Below are 26,065 nucleotides of genomic sequence, written 5' to 3' on the forward strand. Positions count from 1 at the left end.
TCAGGAACTGAGTACGTGAGTATTTCAGCGCAATTCCTGCAGTTTCTCCTGTCCGGCATGACGGTCGGCAGTATCTACGCGCTGACCGCGATCGGATTCACGATAGTATACAACTGCACCCAGGTGGTCAACTTCGCGCAGGGCGAGTTCGTGATGCTCGGCGCCGTGGTTGCCGCGGTGCTCGTGTCCATGCACGTCTCGCTTCCCCTGGCAGTGCTCGCAGCAGTGGCTGTGTCCGGCATAGTAGGATGCCTGGTCGCCATGTCTCTGCTCAGGCCGCTCCGGACCGGCTCGACGGTAACTCTTGTCATCATCACCGTCGGCGCCTCGATACTGCTCCGCGGGATTGCTATGCTTCTCTGGGGCAAAGACGCCTTGCCTCTGCCCGCCTATTCGGGCGACCACACGCTCAGGTTCGGCGGCGCAGCAATTCAGGCGCAGAGCCTGTGGGTATTCGGCATCACCGCGCTTCTCGTGCTCCTGCTGTGGCTCTTCTACCGATACACGCTGATCGGACGCGGCATGAGGGCATGCGCGTCGTGCAAGGCGGGCGCAAGGCTCGTCGGCATCAACATCAACCGCATGACGATACTCTCGTTCATGCTGGGAGGAGCGATCGGCGCCGTGGGTGGGGCGGTGGTTGCTCCGATCACGATGGCCCAGTACGATATGGGAGCCATGCTCGGTCTCAAGGGCTTCTGCGCCGCGATCCTGGGCGGACTCGGCAACTTCTCGGGCGGAATAGCCGCCGGACTAATGCTGGGAATACTGGAGGCGATGGGAGCCGGGTTCGTCTCGAGCGGCTACAAGGACGCGATAGCATTCATCATTCTACTGATCATTCTCTTCGCCCGACCCCAAGGCGTATTCGGCGGGCGAAAGAAAGAGTAGCCCTGACGCCCCGACTCAGAACCGGGGATTGGTGACGACAAGAATTGACTTCGGAAACAGGGAAACAAGAGACGAACGCGCCGTCGGCGCGCGGAACAGCTGGATCGAAGCTGATGGGCTATGCGCCCTTCGTCGCGCTCATCGCGGCGATAGTCATAGTTCCAAACCTGATCTTCAGGCCCTCGGCCGGGGGCGGCAATTACCAGCTCACCGTGCTGATATACGTCGGCATAAACACCATTCTGGCCGTCGGGCTGAACCTGCTTATGGGCTACGCGGGGCAGGTCTCGCTCGGCCACGCGGCATTCTACGGACTGGGAGCGTACACGTCCGCGATACTGACCTCGCGCGTGGGACTCTCGCCGTGGATCGGTATGCTTGCGGGCGTACTGCTCACATCGCTCATCGCGTGGTTGATCGGAGCGCAGGCCCTGAAGCTCCACGGCTATTACCTGGCAATGGCGACGCTGGGCTTCGGCGTCATCGTCTCGATAGTGTTTGTGCAGTGGGAGCCGATGACCGGCGGGACGTCCGGCATATACGGCATACCCAGTCTCGGCATCGGCAGACTGATTCTTGACGACGATGTCTCGATGTTCTACGTTGTGTGGGGACTGGCGGCGGCGGTGATAGCTCTCTCGGCCAACATCGTTCACTCGCGGATAGGGCGCGCGTTCCGGGCCGTTCACAGCAGCGAAATGGCCGCTTCGACGCTCGGAGTGGACACGGCGAGGTACAAGCTGCAGGTCTTCGTGCTGAGCGCCGCGCTCGCCTCGATAGCCGGAAGCCTCTACGCGCACTACGTCACGTTCATAAGCCCGGAGCCTTTCGGGTTCAAGTTCTCGGTCGAACTGGTCGTCATGGTCGCCGTGGGCGGCATGGCCAGCGTGTGGGGAGCGATCTTCGGGGCGGCGGCGATCACCGTGTTGGGCGAGCTTCTGCGCGGGCTCGGCCACGTTCATATTCCGGGGATGGGCGGCTCGCTGGCCGACTTCGACGTAGTCGTCTTCGGGCTGATCCTCATGCTGATCATGATCTACATGCCGGACGGCCTGGTGCGCAGCGCCGTTGACGCGACCGCATCGTTCCTGCGGATGGCCCGCGGGAAGAAGGCGGTGGGCCGATGAACGCCGATCCCGCACTCGTCGAGGCACGATGCATTACGAAGATATTTGGCGGTCTCACCGCCGTGGACGATGTCACGTTCGAGATAAGGCGCGGCGAACTGCGGGCCATCATCGGGCCGAACGGAGCCGGCAAGAGCACGCTGCTCAACATACTGTCAGGGGTTCTATCCCCTACGTCGGGAGAGCTGAGTTTCGCCAACGGGTCAACACTGGGGCTGCCGCCGCATCGGATCGCGGGGTTGGGAATCGCGCGCACCTTCCAGAACGTGCAGCTCTTCGGCAATATGACCGTGCTAGAGAACGTCATGGTCGGAAGACATATGCGGTCCCGACAGGGATTCGTCGCCGCAGCGTTCAGGTTTCCCGCACAGGCGCGCGAGGAGCGGCAGATCGTTGACGACGCCCTCTCTAAGCTCGAGATCGTCGGCCTGACTGAGAGGGCGCACGACCCAGCGGCGAGCCTCCCGTTCGGACAACAGCGACTGCTCGAAATCGCGCGGGCGCTCGCCACGGAACCGACGATGATGCTGCTCGACGAGCCGGCTTCCGGCCTGAGCACCCACGAGACCGAGGGCCTTGCGAATCTGCTGAGGAAGATCAAGGACCAGGGCATAACGGTGGCGCTCGTAGACCACGATATGCAGTTCGTCATGGACATCTCGGACAGCGTGGTGGTGCTGGACCACGGGCAGAAGATCGCCGACGGAACCCCGGAAGAAGTACAGGCGGACGAGAAAGTCATCGCCGCCTATCTGGGCGAGGAGGTGTAGGGAGCGATGCTCAGGCTCACGAGCGTTGCGGCGGCATACGGGCGCATCACCGCCCTGCGGAGAGTTTCCCTGCACGTCGGAGCGGGCGAGATCGTCGCGGTCATAGGCGCGAACGGTGCGGGCAAGACGACGCTGCTCGATACGATATGCGGCATTCTTCCGGCACAGTCCGGCTCCATAAAGTACGACGGGCACGAAGTGGCCGGAGCCGCGCCGGAGAGCCTCGTGAAGCTTGGAATCTCGCACGTACCGCAGGGACGCCAGCTCTTCCCGGACATGACAGTGTACGAGAACCTCGTGCTGGGCGCGTACCGCCGCCCGAGGGCCGACAAGCAGGCCCAGATGCGCGAGGACCTCGAGCGGGTCTACTCGATTTTCACGAGACTCGAGGAGAGGCACTCTCAACTCGCGGGAACGCTGTCCGGCGGCGAACAGCAGATGCTCGCCATCGGGCGCTCGCTGATGTCACGCCCCAGGCTCTTGCTGCTCGACGAGCCCTCGATGGGCCTGGCCCCACTTGTCATCAAGGACATCTTCAAGGTAATCACCGCACTCCACAAGCAGGGCACAACGGTGCTGATCGTGGAACAGAACGCGAAGGCGGCGCTCTCGGTCGCCCAACGCGGGTACGTCATCGAGACCGGACGGGTCATTCTGGAGGGAACTGCCCACGAACTGGAGCGAAATCCCGAGGTACAGAGGGCGTATCTCGGCAAGGGTTACAGGCAGATCATAGAAAGCTGAGGAAGCTTATGCCTATCTGGAACAAACGATGTGAAACGATGCCGCGCGAGGATATGGAGCAGTTGCAGATCGAGCGTCTCCAACTCACGGTCAACCGCGCGTACCGAAACGTCCGCTTCTACCACAAGCGGTTCGAGAAGCTCGGAATCGAGCCTGAGGACGTGACATCGCCGGCCGACCTCGGCCGACTGCCGTTCACGACCAAGGAAGACCTGTGCGACGCCTACCCGTACGAGATGTTCAGCGTACCCCTGAAGGAGATCGTGCGCATACACTCCTCGTCCGGATCGTCCGGGCAGGGGGCAGTCATCGGCTACACGCGAAACGACCTGCGGACTTGGAGCGACCTCGTCGCCCGCGTCGTCAGCGGGGCCGGGGTGACCAAGAACGACGTCCTGCAGGTAACCTTCGACTACGGGCTGTTCACCGGCGGCTTCGGAATCCATTACGGAGCCGAGCGCGTCGGCGCGTCGGTCATCCCGGCGTCGGGAGGCAATACGGAGCGCCAGATCCGCATCATGAAGGACTTCAAGACGACCGCGCTCGTCGGAACCCCGAGCTACGCCCTTCACATCGCCGAGGTGATGGAACAGATGGACGTGGACCGCGATGCGTTCTCTTTGAGACTGGGACTGTTCGGGGGCGAACCGTTCCCGGAATGCCTGCGCGCCGAGATCGAGGATCGCCTGGGGATAAGCGCGACGGACAACTACGGGATCAGCGACGTGATGGGTCCGGGGATAGCCGGCGAATGCGAGCACAAGTGCGGCCTGCACGTGAACGAGGACCACTTCCTGGCGGAGTTGGTCAACCCTTCGACGCTCGAACCCGTCGGGTACGGTGAACAGGGCGAACTGGTCCTGACGACGATCACCAAGCAGGGGATGCCCCTGATCAGATACAGGACGAGGGACCTGACCACACTCAACCCGGAGCGATGCTCGTGCGGGCGAACGACCGTCCGCATGAGCAAAATCGCCGGACGCACCGACGACATGCTCATCATCCGGGGCATCAACGTCTATCCCTCGCAGATCGAGGCGATCCTGTACGAGATTGAGGGAGTCGAGCCGCATTACCGGATCATCGTAGACCGTGTCGAGGCGATGGACGAACTGACTGTGCTGGTCGAGGTCTCGGCAGACATCATCACCGACCAGATCAGCAGGCTCGTGCAACTCGAAGAGAAGATAAGGGATCGAATCCACGCGGTAGTGGGTCTCACTCCGAAGCTGAGGCTCGTCGAGCCGAAGACGCTTCAGGACAGCCCGGACGCCGCTCAGCGCGTGGTGGACAATCGGAACCTGTCGTAGATGGCTGATCAGTTTCAGTTTGGCCGGGCGAAGGCGAAACAGGGACAGCCTCGCCAGGCCATCGCCGGCCCGACCGGCACATAAGGACCGCGGCAATAGAGCCGCGGAAACAAAGGCACAGGAGGTAAGGAAAGTGTCCAGAGTTACGACGTGCGCCCTTGCGGCGCTAAGCGCCGTGCTGCTGGTAGCAGCAGCCGGAGCACTGTTCGCGCAGGCCGCGCCCGCGCCGCCGAAGATCGACGTGCATGGCTACATGCAGAACCGGTTCTACATGGGCGAAGGAGCGTCAGGAGAGTTCAGATCCGAGAGGATCTCCATCTCGACGCTCGCGACCTTCGCCGACACCAGCAACGCCTACGTGGAGCTCTATTACCATCCGTGGGTCAACACGAACGGTCTCTACCTCGAGAGCGCCTACTATGACAAACCGATCGAAGTAGGCAAACTGAGGATCGGAAAAGGCCGAAGGCAGGCATTCGGCATCACGCCGGCCTACCCGAATCGCAAGACCTCGAACTACGGGATCGTATCCGAGGCGTTCACACAGGACCGGGTCCAGGGCGTTCAGTACATCGGAAGCAAGAACAACATGGAAGCCGCGCTCGCCGTTCACACGGCCTACCGCCTCGGCACGAGAGCGATAGGGGAGATTCCGGGCGACACGCCCCGCAACGCGCTGGGCGTACCGCAGCATCAGGTGCCTCACCTGGCGCTGCGCGATCCCCATTCGGGTTCGGGCAACCAGGCATTCAGCGCCGTTTCAGGTCAGTTGAGCCAGAAGCTCCAGTTCTCCGGCCGAATCGGCGGAACCTGGAGTGGGGTCAAGGCAGGCCTCTCATATTCCTATGCGAAGCTCGACAGCAGAGACATGGCGAACTTGCGCGACCCGGCGGCGGACGCCGTCCTCCGCCCGTCGAACCCCATAACCGGAGCGGCATCTGCTCCGCTGCTGCCAGGGGCGACCGACAACACCATGAGCCAGCTCGGCTTCGACTTCATGAGGAAGTGGCCGTGCGGATTCGTGCTCCAGGGCGAGTACTACGACGCCAAGGTCAGCAGCCTCGACTACGATGCCTGGAACGTGGTGCTAGGGCAGGAGTTCAAGAACGGTTGGAAGCTGTTTGCCAGATATGCCCAGCAGAACATGGACACCCCGCTGGCGAACAACCCGCTCACGTGGGATGTGCAGCAGGTATCCCTCTCAATGGTACAGCCGATAGCGAAATCCGTGTGGTTGCAGTATGAGTATGAGATAAATAACGAGGACGCACTCGGCGGAGGCAAGGTGGACAACGACCTCTTCTTCATCGAGTTGTTCAGCGGGTTCTAGCATTTCCGTCTGGCCCGACAACAGAGGCCGGGGGCACCCGCCCCCGGCCTTTTCTCTGTGCGACGCTTCTGATTCCTGGACTCGGTAGGACTTTCACCCGCGCAGGATGAAGATTACCCTGCACCGATCCACGACAGCAGGCAGGCATGGCAGTAGAACCCTACAGTCCGAAGTTTCCCGAGGAAGCCGAATCGGCGCCCGACCCCGCTCAGCCCGACCGGGGCATCACCTGGCGCGCGGTGGTGATCGGCTTTGCCGCCATCATCCCGGGGGTGTTCTGGGGCGTATACGGCGATGTGGTCTCGCAGACCGACCTCACCTCGACTTCGCTCATGATGCCGCCGATCCTGATCATCATCTCACTGCTCATCATCAACGGCCTGGTCCGGCGTCTGCGGCCGATCTGGACGCTCGGCCGGACGGAGTTGATCACTATATACGCGATGCTGACCGTCTCCGTGATACTCTCCGGCATGGGGATGCTCCAGTTCCTGATGACCTCGCTCGGTGCGGTCCCGCACTACGGACTGACGCAGCCTCACATCGCAGCGCTCGACGGCTTCGTGCCGCAGTACATCATGCCCAAGCTCTCGGCGATCGAGGGCTTCTACAAGGGCAACGAGCCGATACCGTGGGCGGCATGGACATACCCGATCGTCCTGTGGAGCGGCTTCCTCTTCGCGATGCTCTTCAGCATGATGTGCATCAACACCATCCTGCGCAAGCAGTGGATCGAGCGAGAGAGGCTCTCTTACCCGATCGTGCAGTTGCCGCTGGAGATGACCGACCCTAAGACCCGGTTCTTCTCGAACAAGCTGATGTGGACCGGGTTCTTTGCCGCCGCCGCGGTGGAGACGCTGAACAGCCTGCACCACCTCTACCCGTCTGTGCCGTACCTGCAGGTTCGGGCGTTCGACCTTCAGCCGTTCTTCAGCACCGCGCCGTGGAACGGGGTCGGCTACTTCCCGACGACGTTCTACCCGCTGGCGATCGGGCTCGGGTTCGTGCTGGCGACCGACGTGAGCTTCTCGTGCTGGTTCTTCTACATCATCACCAAGCTGGAAGGCGTCCTCGTCGCCGCAACCGGTTGGCAAGGGGGCGCGGGGGCGCTGAGCGCCCCACCCTACCTCGCCCAGCAGAGCGTCGGGGGGTTCATCGGAATCGGCATCGTAGTTGTCTACCTGGCGCGGAAGCACCTGAAGGAGGTCTTCGCCAAGGTATTCCGAAACGATCCCGACGTTGACGACTCGGAGGAGCCGATGTCCTACCGCATGGCCGGGATAGGTCTCCTCGCCGGGTTCGCGGTGATGGTCGTCTTCTGCGTGCTCGTCGGGATGTCTCCGCTGGTGGCGCTCGCGTACCTCGGCATCTACCTGCTCTTCGCCACGACGATCAGCCGCCTGCGCGCGGAGGCCGGGCCGGCGTGGGTCATGGGGCCGGGATGGGATGCGGTGGACACGCTGGTGCGCCCGATGGGAAGTGGGGTGTTCAGCCAGGGAAACCTGGTCGCGCTCGCGTATTTCCACTGGTTCAGCGTCGAGATGAGGTGCTGCCCGATGGGCGTGCAGGCCGAGGGGATGAAGATGGCGCAGGCGACTCGGAGCAGGCAGCGCATCATGACGATGGTGCTCCTGTTCGCGATGGTCGTCGGGATAGCGGTCGGGTTCTGGGCGTGCCTGGCGGTGTGGTACAAGTTCGGCGCGGGAACGGCGAAGGTGGAACCCTGGCGCACGATGATGGGCAAGGTGCCGTTCGACCGCGCGAGCACCTTCATCGCCAACCCGATGAAGGCCGACATCCCCGGCATCCTGGCGATCGCGTTCGGAACCGGTTTCACGTTCCTCCTCAGCCTGATGCGCAGCCGATTCGTCTGGTTCCCGTTCCACCCTGCGGGGTATGTGCTCTCGAACACCGGCACGATGTACTGGCTCTGGTGCCCCTTCCTGGTGGCGTGGATCCTTAAGACGCTGATCATTCGCTACGGCGGCATCAAGGGCTACAGGATAGCGCTTCCGTTCTTCCTCGGACTCGTCCTCGGCGACTACATCACGTCGAGCCTCTGGGCGCTCGCAGGCTCGGTGCTCGGCATCACGATGTATCGTTGCTTCCCCTGCTAGCGACGGCTACCTGCGGGGATGCTCATTCCGGCCACCAGCCGAGATTGGTCTCGCGGCCCATGCACGAGGAATCCCCGTCGCTCAGGTTGACCGCCATCGGGTCCGTGATCATCGCCCTGAAAGCCCTGAGCTTCTCAGCCGCCGCCTTCCATCGGGCGTCATCCGACTTCGCTTTCTCGAAGGCCATGCTCGCCTCGACACAGAGCTTCGCGTGCGCCAACCCCGTCCTGAGGAACGCCACCTTTTCCGCAGCGCTTCGATTCCGCGCGGCAGCGCGCTCCGCCTCGTCGAGCAACTTCGCGGCGGGAACGAACGACTCCGGCGGAAAGCGCTTGTAGGCGGTTTCCGGGTAGCGCGCATATTGCCAGAGGCCGTCCTTGAAGAGATCGAGATGCTCCAGGCTGTAGCGCTCCCAGTAGTCCCAGTACGCCTCGACCTGCTTCGAGGCCGGGCCGAAGGACGCATAGTACTCGTCGAGAATCTGATCTACCGGAGCTCCTGGCGTCACGTGCAGCCGCCCGATGACGTACAGCGACAGGCCCATCGTTGACCACATGCCCGTCAGGCTGTCGAAATCGGTGCCGATCATCCCGCGCGTCTCCAGGAACCGAAACTCCTCGGCGGACTGCCGGGCCCAGTTCACCGGCATGCAGTAGCCGTGGAGCAGGTAGTTCGGGCGCATGAACAGCGATGCGCCGGCGTCTATCCATCCCTGCCCCTGCCTCAGGACCCAGTCCTGCTGCTCGGCGGTCCGGGGGAAGAACACGTCCGGCACGTATCCGATGAGCACGCTCTTGTCGAGCTTCACGCCGTCGGGCGCAAAGGTGAGGTTGCTGTAAGCGTAGGCGGTCACCTCGGCGGCGGGGTCGTGATCGCGGGCAAGCTTCAGTACGGCCATCTCGAAGCGGGCGTACCGCTGGGAGACGTTGCGCACGTTGTCGTAGGGAGTCGGGCGCGGCCAGGACGGTTCGGGACCGTCCCAGGCGAGGCAGTTCGGGCAGCAGCACGCACCGGGCCCGTCGTTCTCGCAGATGTTGACGTGCGTTCTGGACGCGGTACGATTCTGCCGACCGGACCACCAGTTCTCAACGATCTGCCTGTGGAAGCCGGGATTGGAGACGCACATCGACTTGCCGGGGTGACGCACGCCGTTCGCGTCCATCTCGAACCAGTCCGGATGCTCGGCGAAGTACTTGTTCCCCCAATCCTCGAACGCATGGCCCTAGTCGATGCCATCGGCGTCGTGCATCCGCATCCGGCGCATCCACTGACGCTCCTCGGCGCGCCCGGTCCGCAGCCCGCAGAACCTGAACCGGGGCTGGACGGTCTCGTCGCGGTCCCTGATCCTGAGCGACAGCCGCTTCGGGACATACTCGCCCGATGTCCCCGGCCATAGCCATCGCGCGCCGAGGTCGTTGTCGAGCACGTCGTAGACGGCGAACAGCGTCCCGGCGGGTGTCCCGAGGGACAGTGGGTCGCCGCCCCGATCGCCTCCGACGAGGTATGCCGTGTCGCCCGACTTCCGGATGCGGTAGGCGTCTCGCGTAAGCGCCGAGGTTTCGATGCCGGCCTTGCGCGCAGCCTCGGTCGCGCCGAGGTAGATGCGCTCTTTCGTGGCCTTGGGGACGCTCCCCTCGGTCATGATCGGCATCTCGACGCCGGTTGACTTCCGGACGTAGTACTGAAGCTCCCGCGCGGCGTAAGCCACTACCTGTGGGGCCGACTCAGGGACGATGATGACACTCGCCCTCCCGTATCCGGCCGATGCCGGGCATACGTTCGCCGCCGCCAGCGCTACCAGTACGAGTCCTGTAAGTCTCAGCATGTGCATACCTCTACTGCTCCTGATTCCAGGGGGCGCCGATTGCTCGGCTGCGCAGCTTGAGTATGTCCTGTTTGAGCGCCTGTGTCAACCGCTCACGGAGGATTGCCGACTTCCTCGGATGAACAGATGAGTAAGTGAGAATACCTGTCATTCTAAGCTCCGCTCCGAATGACAGCAGATATCGGGGGGATTGTGTCATGGACAAGTTACGAATCGGGATCGTCGGCGTCGGCGGAATGGGCAGCCACCACGCCGGATACCTTTCAAAGGGCGAGGTCGTCGGCGCCGAGCTGACCGCTGTTTGCGATATCGAGAAGGAGAAGCTCGGCCGATGGGAGGGCGTCCGCGACTTCAGCGACAGCCGCGAGTTGATCCGCTCCGGTATGGTTGACGCAGTGCTCATCGCCACGCCGCACTACGATCACACCACCGTCGGCGTAGACGCCTTCCAGCAGGGTCTGCACGTGCTGACCGAGAAACCGATCTCCGTCCACAAGGCCGACTGCGAGCGCCTCATCGCCGCCCACAAGTCATCCGACCGCATCTTCTCGGCGATGTTCCAGATGCGGACCGCCAACCTCTACAAGAAGATCAAGAAGCTCATCGAATCCGGCGAGATCGGCGAGATCAGCCGCATCTCGTGGATCGTGTCGGACTGGTTTCGCTCCGAGGCCTACTACGCGAGCGGCGGATGGCGCGCGACATGGAGCGGCGAGGGCGGCGGGGTGCTGCTCAACCAGTGTCCGCACAACCTCGACCTGATGCAGTGGTTCTTCGGCATGCCGTCGAAGGTCCGCGCGTTCTGCAAGTTCGGCGCGAAGCACGACATCGAGGTCGAGGACGAGGTGACCGCGTACCTCGAGTACCCGAACGGCGCGACAGGCGTCTTCATCACCACCACCGGCGAGGCGCCCGGCACGAACCGCCTCGAGATCGCGGGCGACCGGGGCAAGCTGGTGGTCGAGGACGGATGCATCCGCTTCTTCCGCAACGAGATGCTCGCATCCGAGTTCCGGGTAACGAGCCAGCAGAGCTTCGCCAAGCCGGATATCTGGAATGTGGAGATTCCATACCGCAGCGGCGGCGGACACCATGTCGAGATCACTCAGAACTGGGTGAACGCGATACTGAAGGGCGACGACCTGATCGCCCCGGCCGAGGAAGGCATCAGGTCGGTCGAGATGGCGAACTGCATGCTCTACTCGGGCTGGACCGACGCGACCGTGAACCTCCCGCTGGATTCCGCGGCCTACGAGTCGGCGCTCAAGGAGCGGATCGCCTCGTCGCGCTACGTGAAGAAGGTGAAGGACATCGGCGAGCAGGACATGAACGCCTCGTTCAAGTAGTGATCAGGAGTCGAGAGGCCATGGCGCGATATCCTGCTCTGATCATGCTCGTCATTCTCTCAGTCTCGGCACATGCCGCCGAGGGCACGAAGCTCACCGTAATGACCTACAACGTGGCGTACGGGGCGGGCGTCGATCCGGCGGAGCAGAAGATCGTCGAACGAGCCACCAACAACAGACTGGTCGGCAACCGCCTGGATCGGGTGATCTCGGTCATCAAGTATGTGAACCCCGATATCGTGGGCATCCAGGAGGCCTGCTCGTGGGACAAGAACGACAATGCGGTGGCGAAGCAGGTCGCCCGGGAACTGGGCATGCACTACTACCTGGCGAAATCCGGCAAGAGCCGCTTCAACGTCGCGCTGTTCAGCAAACTCCCCATAATCTGGGCGAGGGGGTATCCCGACCATTTCACCCGCGCGGCCCTGCAGGCACAACTGAAGCTTCCCGACGGACGCGCGCTCAACGTCTTCGTGGCGCACTTCAACCTCCTGAGGGCCCCTGAGAGCCATCTCAGCGAAGTACGGTGTCTCGCCCGGCAGATGAGACTACGTTCATCGAACCTGTCGGTGATGATGGGAGATGCGAACTTCAAGTACGGCATCCACAAGGAGAGCACGGACGCGCTTCTGGCTTCGGGGTTTGTGATTGCGCCGCCGGTTGGTGAGCGGATCGACCAGATCTGGACCTCCAGGCCGCTCGCGGGCGACATCAGGGAAGGCCGCGAGATCCCGGCCGGGATGACGGGCGGGGCTTCAGATCACCGCCCGACGGTGATGGTCATAGGCATACCGGACAAGTGAGTCCGAGGCCGCGGGGCATTTGTTCGGTGATCACGTATTCGGTGTTCATGATCGGCCTCCTTATGGGACGAATGGGACAGATGGGACGTACGGGCCCAATACGAAACATCTGACACCCTCATTTCGCGACCTTGATCAGCCAGGCGGCATGGGGGAGGACCTCAGCGGCGAAGGAATCGGTGAAGGTGCCCAGGTCGCGGCGCATCCAGAGGTCGCGGACCGGGAGGCCCCTCAACCCCGACCCCTCTCGCCCGGAGGGGCGAGGGGAGCTCAGGCCGATGTCCGACCAGCGGACGGTGACCTTGGTCTTGTAGTTGCCCCGGTTGAAGAGCGCAACGGCCTTCGTGCCGTCCGAGAGCGGGCGGGCCCAGACCTCCAGGTCGCCTTCATGCCATACCCTGTGCGCCGCCTTGCCGAGCGGGTCCTGGTCAACCGCGATCACCTCGTCGTTGCTGAGCACGTCGAGGGTGAACTGGTCCATCTCCATGATGTCGCCGCCGATGAGCAGCGGGGCTGCGGCCATGCACCAGAGCGTCATCTGCGTGATCTGCTCGTTCTGCGTGAGCTTCGACGGGCGCAGGTTGCCGAATCCGACCTTGCCGATGCACAGCATGTCGGGATCGTTCCAGTGGCCCGGGCCGGCGTACTTGCCCTTCTCGGCCGAAGAGAACCCGATCCGTGCCATGTTCCCCCAGCTGTCGAGCAGGTCGCCCGTCGTGCGCCACATGTTCGCGCCGACGAGATCGCCCCACTCCCAGACGTTGCCCATGCCGTACTGGCAGAGGCTGTAGACCATGTCCCGGCCGCTCGCGTCGAGCGCGTAGCGCATGATAGCGTAGGGCTTCTGAAGCTCGGGGATGCTCTTGTCCTTCGCGATCCCTCCGTAGGTGCACCAGTCGTGCTTGAAGAAGTCGACGCCCCACCTGGCGTAGGTCTTCGCATCCTGGACCTCGTGCTGATAGGTGCCCTCATACCGGCCGCAGGTCAGCGGGCCGGGCGAGGAGTAGATGCCGAACTTGAGGCCCCTGGCGTGGATATAGTCGGACATCACCTTCATGTCGGGGAACTTCTCGTTGGCCTGAATCTCGCCGGCCGCGTCGCGCTCGCCCTCCCAGCAGTCGTCAATGTTGACGTACTGGTATCCGTGACCCGCGAGGCCGGACTCGACCATCTTGTCGGCGTGCGCCATCATGATATCGGCGGTTATATGCCGGCCCCAGCAGTACCAGGAGTTCCAGCCCATCGGCGGGGTGAGCGCGAGTTTGCGGTTGCCGCCGACGATGGCAAGGGTGCTCCGGGCGGTCCGGGCGGAGTCGCTGACGGCGACATCCACCTTCCACTCACCGGCAGACTGCAATGCACCGGTGATTACTCCGGTGGCCGGATCGAGGCGCAGACCGGCGGGGAGGCCCTTCGCGGAGTAGGTGAGCTTGCCCTTACCGGTCGCGGGAATCTTGAAGAGGAACGGGCGGCCCGGTGTCGCGCCGGTGATGCGCGGGTAGTTGATCCGCAGCGTCTCGTTGTCGGCGTGCGCGATCTGCATCGGCTCCTGGCCGAGGTGCGCGAGCGACTGCGGGTATTGAGCCTTGTCAGCCATCATGGGGATGAATATACACGCGTCGGCCCAATCGGCGTGGTCGAAGTTGATGTTGTCACCGGCGTCCTCCACGGTCAGGGTCATGGTCTTGGCGCCTTCCAGCGAGACGCCGAGCCGGATCGGCTTGTCGCCGCCCTTCATGACGGCTGTCCGGGCAACGATCTTGCCGTCTACGAGGATATTGAAGATCACCGAGCCCTGTCCGGCGGTCTCATCATCCACGCCGACAGTGGCGATGAAGGCCTTCGCGGTCCCTCTGAGGTCTACGATGAACTCGCTCACGGCGTGGGTCCCGACTCCTCGCTCGAAAACGGTCCCGCCGAGTGTCATCGGCTTGTCGATGATCGACTTGCCGACCCTGGGCGTCCCGTAGTCCTGGAACATGTTGCTCAGGTCGAGGCTCTCCAGGGGGACGGCCGTCCATGTGGCGTCGATCCCGGGCATCTCGGGGATGATTGCGGTGATGTCGGCGAATGCGCATGCCGTCGAGACGCACAACAACGCAGCGAAAAGAATCCGTCTAGTCATCATGAATCCTGCCTCCTACTTGCCCGCGCAACCTGCGCTGATATAGAATAGTCCAAAGCGAATGCTTCTGGCAACAGGAGATGTTACAATGCGAATCTTCGCGCTAATTTCGATGCTCGTGCTCTGGACCGGCGTGTGTGCGGCGGAGACCCCCGCGCAGATGTTGGCCGCGGACGAAAAGGTAGTCATCCGATTCCAGCCGGCTGGTACGAGGGTCCCGGATGGAATGCTCGTGAACGACGGATCGGTCTACTCGGCTGAGAAGGGCCTCGGATGGGACCAGGACCTCCGCTCGCAGGGGCGCGACCGCGGGGACGGATGCACGGGAGTGGCGCTCCTCGACCGCGGCGTGACGACGGCGGCGTTCAACGTCACCCTCCCGGACGGTGACTACCTCTTCGAGGTCACCGCATGGGACACGGGTTTCACGACCGGCATCACGCCGCTGATCGACGGTGAGGCGGCGCTCGGCTCGATGCGCCTGCGGTCAGGCGAGAAGGGCATGATGACCATCCCCGTTACCGCAAGGGACGGGAAGGCGTCGGTCGTGCTGACCGGCGGGATCAGCGCATATCCGAACTGCATGGTGCACGAGATCGTGATCATACCTGCGTCCGCTCAGCCTGACAGGTTCCGGCTCGTGAGCAGCACGGTTCAGACTTATCTCACCAACATCGAGAAGACACGGATCGATCAAGAGGAGAAGCATTCGCGGCAGAGGGCGGCGTACAGGGCGGTCGTGGTGGAGGACGAGAAGACGCCTCGGCAGACGATTGATCTCACAGGAGACTGGCTCTTCCGGCCATCGCAGGACGCCGGAACGGGTGCTGACCCGATCACCATGGATGCGAACTGGCACGTGCTCGGGGTGCCGCAGTTCTGGAATCCGACCGAGTGGTGGATCTACACGACGGCGAACGGCACGTCGCACAACTACATCCGCAAGGAGATCCAGCGCTGCGAGGACTTCACCTTCGACTACAAGACGACCGAGAGCGGCTGGTATCGCCAGTGGATCAAGGTCCCTTCCTCGATGAAGGGCAGGCGGCTCGTGCTAAGGTTCGACGCCGTCGCGAGCTTCGCGGAGGTCTACTGGAACGGCCGGAAGGTCGGCTCGCACGTCGGGATGTTCGGTCCGTTCGAATGCGAGGTGACGGACGAGGTCCGGTTCGGCGAGTTGAACCTGCTGGCGGTGATGGTCGGATCGAGCAAGACCGACCCGAGCTTCGCGAAGGACAGCGTCGGCGTTGCGGTTACGGTCAACATCACCAAGGACATGCTGAACTCACTGCCGCACGGTTGGTTCAAGAACGGCATGGCGGGCATCTGGCAGCCGGTGTCCCTGGAGGTCACGGGCAAGGGACGGATCGACGACGTCTACTTCCAGCCATTCCTTGATGGAGCACTGATCGAGACTCATACCAGCGGCGTGCTGCTGAAGGACGTCGAGGTCCGCCACACAATCGTAGACGCAGCCACCGGTAGGACGCTGGTGACCGGGAACGCCAGGGAATACTCAGGCCCGTCAGAAGATGGAAAGGTCCAGAAAGACGCTCTCTTCCGGAATCTGAATCCCAAACTGTGGTCGCCGGAGCATCCGAACCTCTACAGACTGAGGACCCAACTCTTCGCCAACGGCGTGATATTCGACGAGAAGACGATCACCGTCGGGTTCAAGACCTTTGAGGCAAAGGGCAACCGCCTCTACCTGAACGGCAAGCCCTACTACATCCGGGGCGCAGACATGCCTCCGCACGGACTCATGCCGAACGACAAGGCGCTCGCAGACAAGTTCATGAAGCTGATGCACGACGGGAACGAGATGGCGACGCGGTTTCACATGTGCCCTCCCAGCAAGATCTGGATGGACGCCGCCGACAAGCAGGGCGTCGGCACGAGCGTCGGGGAGACGTGGCCGTGGGTGCTGATGGGCGACACGCCGATCCCCGATCCCAAGCTCATGGAGGTCTGGAAGAACGAGTTCCGGGAGGTCGTGAAGGCGAACCGCAATCACCCGAGCCTGATGCTCTGGACGATCAGCAACGAGAGCTACTTCGAGGGCGGGCGCGATCCCGACAAGAATCGGCAGACCGAGAAGTACCGCTGGTTCTCAGACGTCATCAAGGCTGCGAGAGAGGCCGACCCGAAGACCCCGGTCGTCCTGCACTCGGGGTACGTCCGCAATCAGGGGGACTACGATACCCTCCTCACGCCGAACAAGCTCGATGACGGCGACGTGGACGACAAGCATGCCTACTTCGGCTGGTATTCGACCTCGCCGTTCCAGTTCGATTACCAGAAGAGCATCGAGGCAAGCGTCTCGAAAACCAGGCCGCTCATCAGCCAGGAGGCCTCGACCGGATACCCCGACAACGACACGGGGCACCCGGTCGAGTCGTATATCCGCGACCACGTCGTCCCGCAGGCGTGGGTCGGCAAGTACGGCACCTTCGAGGAGCGGCCGGACATGTTCCTCGACATCCACGGGCAGATCACCAAGGAGTACGCCGAGAAGGTGCGCCGGGATCGGACCGACCTCTCGGGATGGATGCTCTTCGCCAACTGCTGCTGGTTCAAGGACGTCTATGATGCCGAGACGATCGCCCCATACCCCGCATACTACGGGGTGCAGTTGGCGCATCAGCCGGTGCTCGTATCCCTGGCGCTCCACGACCGGCATTTCGAGGCGGGCCGGACGTTCATCGGCGAGGTCGTGGTGGTGAACGACGACCCGGATCGGCCGGAAGTGAAGGACCTCACGCTGAGGTGGCACATCTTCGGCAAGGGCCCGGATTGGGGCACGTCCGGCTCGGTTCCGTTCCCCGAATGCGCGTACGACGGCAAGAGCCGGCAGTCGGTCGAGTTCACAGTGCCGTCGAGGCTCTACACCGAGCGCGCGCCGATGACCCTCGAACTCACGCTGCTCCAGGGCGACGAGGTGATCTCGCGGAACGAGTATCCGCTGATCTGCGCGACGCAGGACTGGTACTCGCAGGGCGGAGGCACGATATACACGCTGGACGCGGACGCCCGGACCCGTGACTACCTGAAGGACCTGGGATATGAGTGTCATGACATCGGCGGCGAACTGGGAACGCTGATCGGACGCGGCTCCGTGATCGTGGCCGGTCCCAATGACCATGCCGAACGTATAGGCACCTACCTCGAGGGCAGTGCCAACGTCCTGATGATCCAGCCGGATGCCGAGACGATCAAGAGCGTCACCGGCCGGGACTGGACGATGATAGACGCGAGCGGCGACTTCGTCGAGGTGTACGAGAGCGACCTCCTCGCCGGGATGGACCCGATGGACATGCACTGGTGGAACGCGTCCCCGGGCGGACTCGTGAGGGTCTGCAGCAAGTCGTACCAGATGCCGGACGCGCCGGGACTGACGAAGCTCGCGCAGCACATCCAGCCGCACAGCTACCTCAGGCAGGGTAAGGAGCAGATCGCGCGGTATACGTCGTGGCCGGTGGTCGAGTTGGAGGTCGGCAGGGGACGGCTGATCATCAGTAGCATGCTTCTCGCCGAAGATCCGATCGCCAAGCGCTTCACGGCGAACCTGGTGAGCTATCTGATGAAGTAACATCCAGTCGTGGGAAGCGTCTCCAGACGGCAGATGGTGGTGCGCCAGGGCCGTCTCTCGATACACGCGCCGGAGCGCGCACTCGAGATTGGGCGGTTCTGGTTTCGGATAGAGCCTGACGGTTGTATTAGGAGTGGGTAATGTCAAGACGTTTATGCGCTGTTCTGCTGCTCGTTATGATTCTGGCGGTCGCATCGTATGCGGCTGAGCCGTTCACGTTCATTCACATATCGGATGTGCACGTCAACTCGCAGGGAAAGCACACCGAGAAGCTGCGGGCCATCGCCGACGAGATCGAGGCCATGAACCCGAAGCCGGCGCTCGTCGTATGCACGGGCGACCTGGTGGAGGTCGGCTTCGAATCCGAGTTCCAGCAGTACAAGGCCGCGATGGAGAGCTTCGGCGTCCCCGTCTACAACGTCTCCGGCAACCACGAGACCAAGTGGTCGAACTGGGGCAAGTTCGGCCCGACGAAGTTCCTCGGCCAGGACCCGTACTACAGCTTCGATCACGGCGGCGTGCACTTCGTCGGCCTGGACAGCGCGCTCTGGCTCGAGCACTACGGCATCCTCGACCAGCACATGCTGACGTGGCTGAAGGCCGACCTGGAGAAGGCCGGCAAGGATACGCCGTCCGTGCTCTTTTACCACCACATGCCGGGGTTCATCCCGAACGAGGACCAGCTTCTCCGCACGATCAGGCCCTTCAATGTGAAGCTCATACTCGTGGGGCACGGGCACAACTTCAAGACCTGGCGGAAGAACGGCGTACTCTTTCAGGAGGTCAAGGGCGTCATGAACGCTCCCGGGGGCTACCGGATTCTGGAGGTGACCGGCGACGAGATCAAGAGCTACACGAAGATCACGGGAGGAGAGAAGACGGCCGATGGAACCGTCTCCCTCAAGCCGACCACCAATCCCGTCTCCCTCCTCCGCCCGAAGACCGGACGCATAGTAGAGGGCCAAGTGCAGGTTCGCGCGCGGGTAGGTGCCCTGATGGAGAAGGTGGAGTACGCCGTTGACGGCGACTACAAGCCGATCGAGCGCGGCAGGTCCGGCATCTACGAGGCGAAGTCGGACTTCAGCGGTACGCCCGGCCGGCACCTGGTCTCGGTCCGCGCGACCGACAAGGACGGCATGGAGTGGTCGGATGCCGCGTGGGTCCGCATTGGGGCGGGCGGCAAGGAAGCATGGCATATCAACGTCTCCGGCGCGATCGAGCGCCCGATCCGGGCGGATGGCGACCGGCTCTACTTCGGCTGCTGGGGCGGCGACGTGTACTGCCTCGATGCACGAACTGGGAAAGAGATCTGGCGGAAGAACGTAGGGGCCGACACGATCAGCTATCCTGCGGTATCGGACGGCCTGGTCTTCCTGGGATCGGTGAACGGGAAGATTCTCGCGCTCAATGCAGACACCGGCAAACAGGCGTGGGAGTACAAGACCGACGGCCCGGTGTGCGGTTCGCCTGCCGTTGGCGAAGGCAAGGTCTTCATCGGCTCGGGCGATTGCTCGTTCTACGCGATCGATGCGAATACCGGCGATCTTGCCTGGCGCTACGAGATGAAGCGGATGAACCAGACCGTGCCGATCTACATGAACGGCGTGGTCTACTTCGGCGCGTGGGACGGGCACTTCCATGCCGTCAGTGCAGCGACCGGCAAGGACGTATGGCTGTACAAGACCGGCGATACGCTCTACTGGTCGCCCTCGAACTCCGATCCGTCTACGGACGGCAAGAGCATCGTTGTGACCGCCTACCAGGGCGAGACGCCGGGCGCGCCGGACGTCTTCTGCATAGACTTGAAGACCGGCGGCGAGGTATGGAAGCGCAAGAACCCGGGCGGGAAGTCGCTCGCCATCTTCAACAGCCCCATGGTGGTCGGAGACAGGTTCTACCTGCCGGACGTCGGCGGCAACCTCTACTGCATGAGGATGTCCGACGGCGGAGAGACATGGCGCACCACGATCGGCCAGACCAGCTACGACAACTGGCCGGTGTACGCGGACGGCAAGCTCTACGTCTCGGGCCTGCGGGGGAACCTCGTCTGCTTCGATGCGGCAACCGGCGACAAGGAGTGGACCTATTCCACCGGCAACGGATACCTGCTCGCATCGCCGACGGTCTGGAAGGACCTGGTGATCGTCCCGTCTATGGACGGCACGGTCACGGCGGTGAAGCGGTAATGCACCTCGAACTCTGGCAGTGGGCGATGGGAGCCGGCGCGGCTCTGCTCGTGGGAATATCGAAGACCGGCATCCCCGGCGTGGGCATCCTGGTCGTGCCGCTGCTGGCGGCGACGTTCGGCGGGCGGCCGTCGATCGGGATCATGCTCCCGATGCTGATCATGGGCGACATCTTCGCCGCCACCTGGTACAGACGCCACGTGCAGTGGGACAAGCTCATCGGCTTGCTCCCGTGGGTCGTCGTCGGGCTCGCGATCGGGACGGTCACTCTGTGGAAGACGGGCAAGATGACCGGCACGAGAGACCTCATCGGGCAGATGATGGGGGTGCTCGTGCTGATCATGATCGCGGTGTACTTCCTGCAGAAGTCCCTTGGTGAGAAGCTAACCCCGAAGTCGAAGATCGGCATGGCAGGCACCGGCGTCTCGGCAGGGTTCTCGACGATGGTATCGAACGCGGCCGGGCCGATCATGCAGATCTACCTGGCCGCTCACAGGTTGCCGAAGAACGAGTTCATGGGCACGATCGCCTGGTACTTCTTCACGATCAACCTGAGCAAGCTGCCGGTCTACATCGTGCTCAGCATGCTAAACCCCGGCAACCCGATCGTCACCAAATCCTCGGCGATCTTCAACCTCCTCATATTCCCGGTCATCGTCGTGGGCGTCTACATCGGCAAGTGGATACTCCCCCGGATGTCGCAGAAGCAGTTCGATGTCGCGGTCTTCGCCCTTGCGGCGGCGGGCGCAATCAAGCTGCTCATTGGGTAACTGGAGAGAGCACCCGCGGGAGTAAAGATTCCGCTCGCCATCGCGTCTAGTATGATGTATGATATGTCTATTCGCTGGAGGGAATGACGTGAAACGATTGGTGCTTGCAGCCTGTTTACTTGGCATGCTCAGTACTACCGCATTTTGCGCATCCGACCCTGACGAAAAGCCGGAGCCGGATGCGCGGCTCGATCAGAAGGTAACGATCAAGGCCGTCGGGAAGCCGCTGGGCGACTTCCTCAGAGAGGTCACGGCAGGGACCGGCGTCAAGATGGTTGCCAGGAAGGACGCGGCTGACATCAAGGTCGCTGTTTTCATCAAGGATACACCCCTGTCCTCGCTGAGGGATGCCCTCAAGGACTGCCTGCACCTGATGTGTACCCGTGAGGGGCGGAAGGACGAGTGGATCTACAACTTCTGGGAAGACATGAAGACCCGGCAGGCGGCCGAGCGCATCAAGCAGGAAGAAGTCGAGAAGCTGCACGCACACATTGACATGCTCGCCCAGCAGATTGCCGATATCGAGGCCGAGGGCAAGGATCCTGCGTCGCTGGCGAAGGAGTTCAACACCATGGCGCCCCAGCAGCGGGAGAAGCTCATGCGCGAGGATCCCGACCGGTATGCGGCGTTTGCGGCTTTCGGATCCTATGCGGGAACCCTCGCTGCCGTCACCGCGTACACCGGCCTCGGTCAGACTCAGGCTCAGGCACTCTGGGCGGGACAGAAGGTGGCGATCCATACTGTGGATATGGCCACCTCCCTCAGGCAGAGGTTCGAGACCAGGTCCGAAGCGCTTACGAGTAGCATTCGAGCGAATGAGTGGCGCTTCCCTGACCAGCAACCCCTCCCCGACGAGATCGGCGGCCTGACCCTGCAACTCGAGATGACGTCATGGCAGAACAAGCCCTGCCTGACCTACATGTTCGAGTATGTCTCAGACAACGGCGAGATCGCCGGAGGCGCCGGTTCCGTGATCAGTGTGCCCCTGGATCAGCCCGAAGCCGAGTCGACCGCACCGACAGATGCTGATTCGGCTCCAGATACGAGACCCGACCTGAAACTGAAGATAGCGTCCCGGACCACTCTGTATGAGGTCATGGAACAGGTCTTCGACGTCACCGGGACATGCGTGATCTCCGACTACTATACGCGCGTGAAACAGCCAGGGATCATCACGGGCATTCTGACCGGAGACCACCCTGCGTTCAAGACGGCGGACGACGTGCTGGACCAGGCAGCGAGGGATACCCGCTCGATCGTCGGCAGGTCCGGGGAGATTCGGATCTTCTCCAGCAGGCAATGGCCCTCGGACCGCGACAGGGAGATCCCCGAGCGGCTGTTGGCCAGGTGGAGAGCGGCCAGGGATCGGTATGGCGGTGTTCGGCTGCAAGACGCGTTCGAAATGGCGAACCTCAGCAGGCTACAGCTCGAAGACCTCGAGATGTACAAGACGGGCTACGGCTGGGCGATCATCAGCTGCCAGGGAGCGATCAGAGTAGCCGGCTCGCTAACCGCCGGACAGTGGCAGGCGGCGGTATCCGAGACAGGACTCTCGACGTCGGAGATGAGCGTCGAGCAACTGGCGTTGGTCCAAGACTGGGCTAAGGATTCCGAGAATTACAGGTGGCCTGTCACACTGAGCGAGGAGTTGACCGATCTCTGGAGGCTGAGGTCGTGCACGCTGAAGATCGTGTACAGAGGGCGCGGCGACAGGGACGACGCCATCAAGGCCGAGTGGGACTTCGAGCTTTATCCGCCAAGCTACTACGAAGCGATCAGGAACGGCGCATCAGAGGCAGCATCCAGGGGCGAGGAGGCGTTCGCTGTGCCGGGGCCCGAATGCTGTGGGTTATTCCTGGCGGAACTGAATCAGCCCCGAGGTTGGCCTTCGCCATCGGACGAAGAGAGAGAAGGCACACCAGCGTCAAAGTAGGACGCCGACAGAGCTTTTCGACGCCATCGGAGATTTCATCATGAGAAGACTGACCGGTATCTGTGCGCTCTTTGCACTTCTACTCAGTGTCTGCTTCGCCGAATCCGCCGGCCCGAAGCTCTGGGAGGTAAAGACGACCCCGCAGCTACTCTCGGCGGCCGCGAAGGTCGGGAAGGACGGCGGCACCATCCGCCTGGCGACCGGCCGGTACGTTATCACCAAGCCCATCGTCTTCAAGGGCATGAACCGCATCAACATCGTCGGCACAGGGTGGGACGTCGAGATCCTCATGTCGGGCAAGGGCGACGCGTTGGTCTTCGAAGACTGCGGCCACTGCAGCGTGAGAAACCTGATGATCACCGGCAGCAAGGACGCCGGCTCCGGGATCGTCTTCAAGGGCGCCTGCGGATCGGACACCGTCGACTTCTGCCGGATCGCAGTATTCCCAGTGAGCGGGGTTCGCTTCGAGGGTCCGGAGAAGAGCGCGCAGTCGTCCAACACCGTGAGCCGGTGCCACTTCATCAGCAACCTCCAAGACCAGCTCTACAGCTACAACAACAACGACTTCTACATCCTGCAGAACCAGTTCGGGACGCACGGCGGCACCCCCAAGACCGGCGTTCGACTCGACCACTCGTCCGCCGGGACCTACTCCATGAACTACCACTGGGGCAACGAGGTCGCGCTGAGGCTCGGGCCGCACTCCCATTTCAACCGCATCGAAAACAACCGCTTCGAGAACTCGCTCAAGGAAGGCGTGATCATCGGCGGGCCGGACCCCTGGTCTTGCATGCTGACGATCTTCACCGGCAACACTGTCCACACCAACTCGGAGTCGGAGTTCGGCAAGTACCCGGCGGTCACGGCGACCAACGCCACGAGCACCACCTTCACCTCCAACCAGATCTTCAGTTGGGACGCGGGCACAGCGAAGCACAGCTCGAGCCTGATCGTCGGTGAGGGTTGCCGCGGTTGGATCGTGAAGGACAACATCTTCATCCACAACACCGGGAAGCCGCTGATCTACGACGAAGGCGCCGGCCACATCGTGAAGGACAACATCACGGACTGAGTGGAGTCACCCTCGTTCAGGAGGGAGTTGGACTCCCTCCCGCGTCACTCATAGGATGAGTTCAACTCCTAAACCAGTGATCGGGGCAGGAGTGCAACTCCCGCCCCAACGTGTGGGTTGGCCCCCAACGTGCTGGTGCGACTGGCGCGGGACCGCGTGTCCTGCTACAATGGGCGCATGAGAGACTTCATCGTCACCGCGATGGCGCGAGACCGCGTGGGGATCGTGCGCGACGTCAGCAGCGCCCTCGCGGGACTCGGGGGCAACATCACCCGCCTCAGCGAGACCGTCGTGCGCGGATACTTCACCCTCATCATCTCCGTCGAGGTGCCCGACGAGCGGGCCGAATCGGAGGTACGCCGGGCAGTCAGCGAATGCGGAGCATCGGGCGAACTCGAGGTCGGGGTGAAGCCGTATGTCGAGCAGCCCGCGCCCGATGAAGGCATCGTTGAGCATTTCACCCTCACCATGCGCGGTGTCGATCAGCCGGGAATCATCGCGCGGACGACCTCGTACCTCGCCGAGAACGGCATCAACATCGAGGACTTCTACTGCTACGTCCACGAGGGCATCCTCCTCATGCTGGCGGAGGTATCCATTCCCGAAGGCGTTGACGCAGAGTCGGTCCAAGCCGGGCTCGAGGGCGTCGGCGGCGAGTTCGGGCTGGTGATTCACCTCCAGCACGACAACATCTTCCGCGCGACGAGTGACGTCAGGCCGGTCATCGAGATAACGCGGGGAGCAGGCGGATGAGTCGAGAAGAGACTTTCGAACTGATTGACATGCTCCAGAAGGAGCACCTGGACGTGCGCGCGGTAAACATGGGAATCGACCTGTTCGACTGCGCGGACAGGGGTATCGAGCGAGTCTGCCGGCTCGTTCGCGAGAAGATCGTGCGGTGTGCATCGCCACTCGTCGGCGCGTGCGACTCGATCTCCAAGCGGTACGGCATTCCCATCGTCAACAAGCGCGTGGCCGTGAGCCCGATCGCCGACGTGATGGCCGGCCACGACCGGGATGCGCTCCTCCAACTTGCCCACACGCTCGATGCGGCCGCCTCGGATGCCGGGGTGGACTTTATCGGCGGCTACTCGGCGCTCGTCCAGAAGGGCATGAGCGAGGCTGACCGGACGCTCATCGAGAGCCTTCCTGACGTGCTCTCGCAGACCTCCAGGCTCTGCGCTTCGATCAACGCCGCGAGCACGAAGGCGGGGATCAACGTGGAGGGGCTCCTGCTCCTGGGTCGGATCCTGCTCGATATCGCCGCGCGTACCGCCGAGCACGACGGATTCGGGTGCGCCAAGCTCAGCGTCTTCGCCAATATCCCCGAGGACAACCCGTTCATGGCGGGCGCGTACAAGGGCGTTGGTGAGCCGGAGACCGTCATCAACATCGGAGTCAGCGGGCCGGGCGTCGTGAAGCGCGCGATCGAGCGGCTGAGGGAGACGACGCCGAACTGCACGCTGGGCGACATCGCCGAGCAGATCAAGAGCACCGCGTTCCGAGTCACCCGCTGCGGAGAACTGATCGGGCGTGAGGTCGCGAGGTCGGTCGGCGCGGAGTTCGGGATCGTGGACCTCTCGCTCGCACCCACCCCGGCGGTCGGCGACAGCGTCGGGGAGATCTTCCAGGCGATGGGGATTCCGCAGATCGGCGGGCCGGGCACGACCGCGGCGCTTGCGATGCTTAACGACGCCGTCAAGAAGGGCGGATCGTTCGCATCGTCTTCGGTCGGCGGGCTCTCCGGCGCGTTCATCCCGGTCGCGGAGGACTCGGCACTGGCGAAGGCGGTCGAGGACGGGCATCTGAGGCTCGAAAAGCTCGAGGCGATGACGAGCGTCTGCTCGGTCGGGCTCGACATGATCGCGCTCCCCGGCGACACGTCCGCCGAGACGCTCACGGCGATTGCGATGGACGAGCTGGCGATCGGAGTGGTCAACGGGAAGACGACCTCGGTGCGGCTGATCCCGGTCCCGGACAAGAAGGCGGGCGACCGCGCGGTCTTCGGCGGCCTCTTCGGCGAGAGCCCGATCCTGGCGGTCCCGAACCACACCTCCGACGCCTTCGTCTCCCACGGCGGCCGGATTCCGGCGCCCCTGACGAGTTTGAATAACTAGAGAGACT

19 protein-coding genes and 1 pseudogene are annotated in these 26,065 nt (G+C 62.9%); 16 read left to right on the forward strand and 4 right to left on the reverse strand.

What is annotated here, in order from left to right; all coding sequences use genetic code 11:
* The first annotated feature begins 57 nt into the window (after positions 1–57).
* From KBC96_06920 to KBC96_06950, 7 genes are all read left to right on the forward strand, one after another.
* Entirely contained in the window at positions 58–891 is an 834-nt protein-coding gene (locus KBC96_06920; protein MBP6964119.1) for a branched-chain amino acid ABC transporter permease, read from the forward strand.
* Between the two features lie 44 nt (positions 892–935).
* Entirely contained in the window at positions 936–2,018 is a 1,083-nt protein-coding gene (locus KBC96_06925) for a branched-chain amino acid ABC transporter permease (GenBank protein ID MBP6964120.1), read from the forward strand.
* Positions 2,015–2,788 carry an ABC transporter ATP-binding protein gene (locus KBC96_06930; protein ID MBP6964121.1) on the forward strand — a complete coding sequence of 258 codons (774 nt, stop codon included), beginning with the start codon at positions 2,015–2,017 and terminating at the stop codon, positions 2,786–2,788. The genes KBC96_06925 and KBC96_06930 overlap by 4 nt, the downstream gene beginning before the upstream one ends.
* A gap of 6 nt (positions 2,789–2,794) precedes the next feature.
* Entirely contained in the window at positions 2,795–3,532 is a 738-nt protein-coding gene (locus KBC96_06935; GenBank protein MBP6964122.1) for an ABC transporter ATP-binding protein, read from the forward strand.
* A gap of 8 nt (positions 3,533–3,540) precedes the next feature.
* Entirely contained in the window at positions 3,541–4,845 is a 1,305-nt protein-coding gene (locus KBC96_06940; protein MBP6964123.1) for a phenylacetate--CoA ligase, read from the forward strand.
* A gap of 133 nt (positions 4,846–4,978) precedes the next feature.
* A complete protein-coding gene (locus tag KBC96_06945; GenBank protein MBP6964124.1) occupies positions 4,979–6,175 on the forward strand; it encodes a hypothetical protein in 1,197 nt (398 codons plus the stop codon).
* 146 nt (positions 6,176–6,321) lie between these two features.
* Positions 6,322–8,292, forward strand: coding sequence for a hypothetical protein (locus tag KBC96_06950; GenBank protein ID MBP6964125.1), 1,971 nt, complete (start codon positions 6,322–6,324; stop codon positions 8,290–8,292).
* A gap of 22 nt (positions 8,293–8,314) precedes the next feature.
* On the opposite strand, the pseudogene KBC96_06955 reads toward KBC96_06950, so the two are convergent.
* The 3 genes and pseudogenes from KBC96_06955 to KBC96_06965 all read right to left on the reverse strand — a co-directional run bounded on the left by KBC96_06955 (position 8,315) and on the right by KBC96_06965 (position 10,268).
* Positions 8,315–9,511: pseudogene (locus tag KBC96_06955) on the reverse strand (DUF4838 domain-containing protein).
* Positions 9,512–9,514: 3 nt separating this feature from the next.
* Positions 9,515–10,117 carry a hypothetical protein gene (locus KBC96_06960; protein MBP6964126.1) on the reverse strand — a complete coding sequence of 201 codons (603 nt, stop codon included), beginning with the start codon at positions 10,115–10,117 and terminating at the stop codon, positions 9,515–9,517.
* A gap of 10 nt (positions 10,118–10,127) precedes the next feature.
* Positions 10,128–10,268: a hypothetical protein gene (locus KBC96_06965; protein ID MBP6964127.1), complete on the reverse strand. Its 141-nt coding sequence runs from the start codon at positions 10,266–10,268 to the stop codon at positions 10,128–10,130.
* A gap of 46 nt (positions 10,269–10,314) precedes the next feature.
* On the opposite strand from KBC96_06965, the gene KBC96_06970 reads away from it, so the two are divergent.
* A complete protein-coding gene (locus tag KBC96_06970; protein ID MBP6964128.1) occupies positions 10,315–11,463 on the forward strand; it encodes a Gfo/Idh/MocA family oxidoreductase in 1,149 nt (382 codons plus the stop codon).
* 20 nt (positions 11,464–11,483) lie between these two features.
* Positions 11,484–12,266 (forward strand): endonuclease/exonuclease/phosphatase family protein, encoded by a 783-nt coding sequence (locus KBC96_06975; protein MBP6964129.1) that lies wholly within the window; start codon positions 11,484–11,486, stop codon positions 12,264–12,266.
* 118 nt (positions 12,267–12,384) lie between these two features.
* Here the strand turns inward: KBC96_06975 and KBC96_06980 are convergent, their stop codons facing one another.
* Entirely contained in the window at positions 12,385–14,394 is a 2,010-nt protein-coding gene (locus tag KBC96_06980; protein MBP6964130.1) for an NPCBM/NEW2 domain-containing protein, read from the reverse strand.
* 85 nt (positions 14,395–14,479) lie between these two features.
* On the opposite strand from KBC96_06980, the gene KBC96_06985 reads away from it, so the two are divergent.
* The 7 genes from KBC96_06985 (at position 14,480) to KBC96_07015 (ending at position 26,058) form a co-directional block, all read left to right on the forward strand.
* Positions 14,480–17,980 (forward strand): hypothetical protein, encoded by a 3,501-nt coding sequence (locus KBC96_06985; GenBank protein ID MBP6964131.1) that lies wholly within the window; start codon positions 14,480–14,482, stop codon positions 17,978–17,980.
* Between the two features lie 140 nt (positions 17,981–18,120).
* A complete protein-coding gene (locus tag KBC96_06990; protein ID MBP6964132.1) occupies positions 18,121–20,166 on the forward strand; it encodes a PQQ-binding-like beta-propeller repeat protein in 2,046 nt (681 codons plus the stop codon).
* Entirely contained in the window at positions 20,166–20,936 is a 771-nt protein-coding gene (locus KBC96_06995) for a sulfite exporter TauE/SafE family protein (protein ID MBP6964133.1), read from the forward strand. Before KBC96_06990 ends, KBC96_06995 begins: the two co-directional genes overlap by 1 nt.
* An 88-nt stretch (positions 20,937–21,024) precedes the next feature.
* Positions 21,025–22,869, forward strand: a complete 1,845-nt coding sequence (locus tag KBC96_07000; GenBank protein ID MBP6964134.1) for a hypothetical protein — start codon at positions 21,025–21,027, stop codon at positions 22,867–22,869.
* 40 nt (positions 22,870–22,909) lie between these two features.
* Entirely contained in the window at positions 22,910–23,941 is a 1,032-nt protein-coding gene (locus KBC96_07005) for a hypothetical protein (GenBank protein ID MBP6964135.1), read from the forward strand.
* A 129-nt stretch (positions 23,942–24,070) separates the two neighbouring features.
* The gene (locus KBC96_07010) at positions 24,071–24,694 is read left to right on the forward strand and encodes an ACT domain-containing protein (protein ID MBP6964136.1); all 624 of its coding nucleotides are present in this window, start codon (positions 24,071–24,073) and stop codon (positions 24,692–24,694) included.
* Entirely contained in the window at positions 24,691–26,058 is a 1,368-nt protein-coding gene (locus tag KBC96_07015; protein ID MBP6964137.1) for a PFL family protein, read from the forward strand. The genes KBC96_07010 and KBC96_07015 overlap by 4 nt, the downstream gene beginning before the upstream one ends.
* Positions 26,059–26,065 lie beyond the last annotated feature (7 nt).

It is taken from the genome of Armatimonadota bacterium (assembly GCA_017993055.1).
In the GTDB taxonomy this organism is placed as follows: Bacteria; Armatimonadota; UBA5829; order DTJY01; family DTJY01; genus JAGONM01.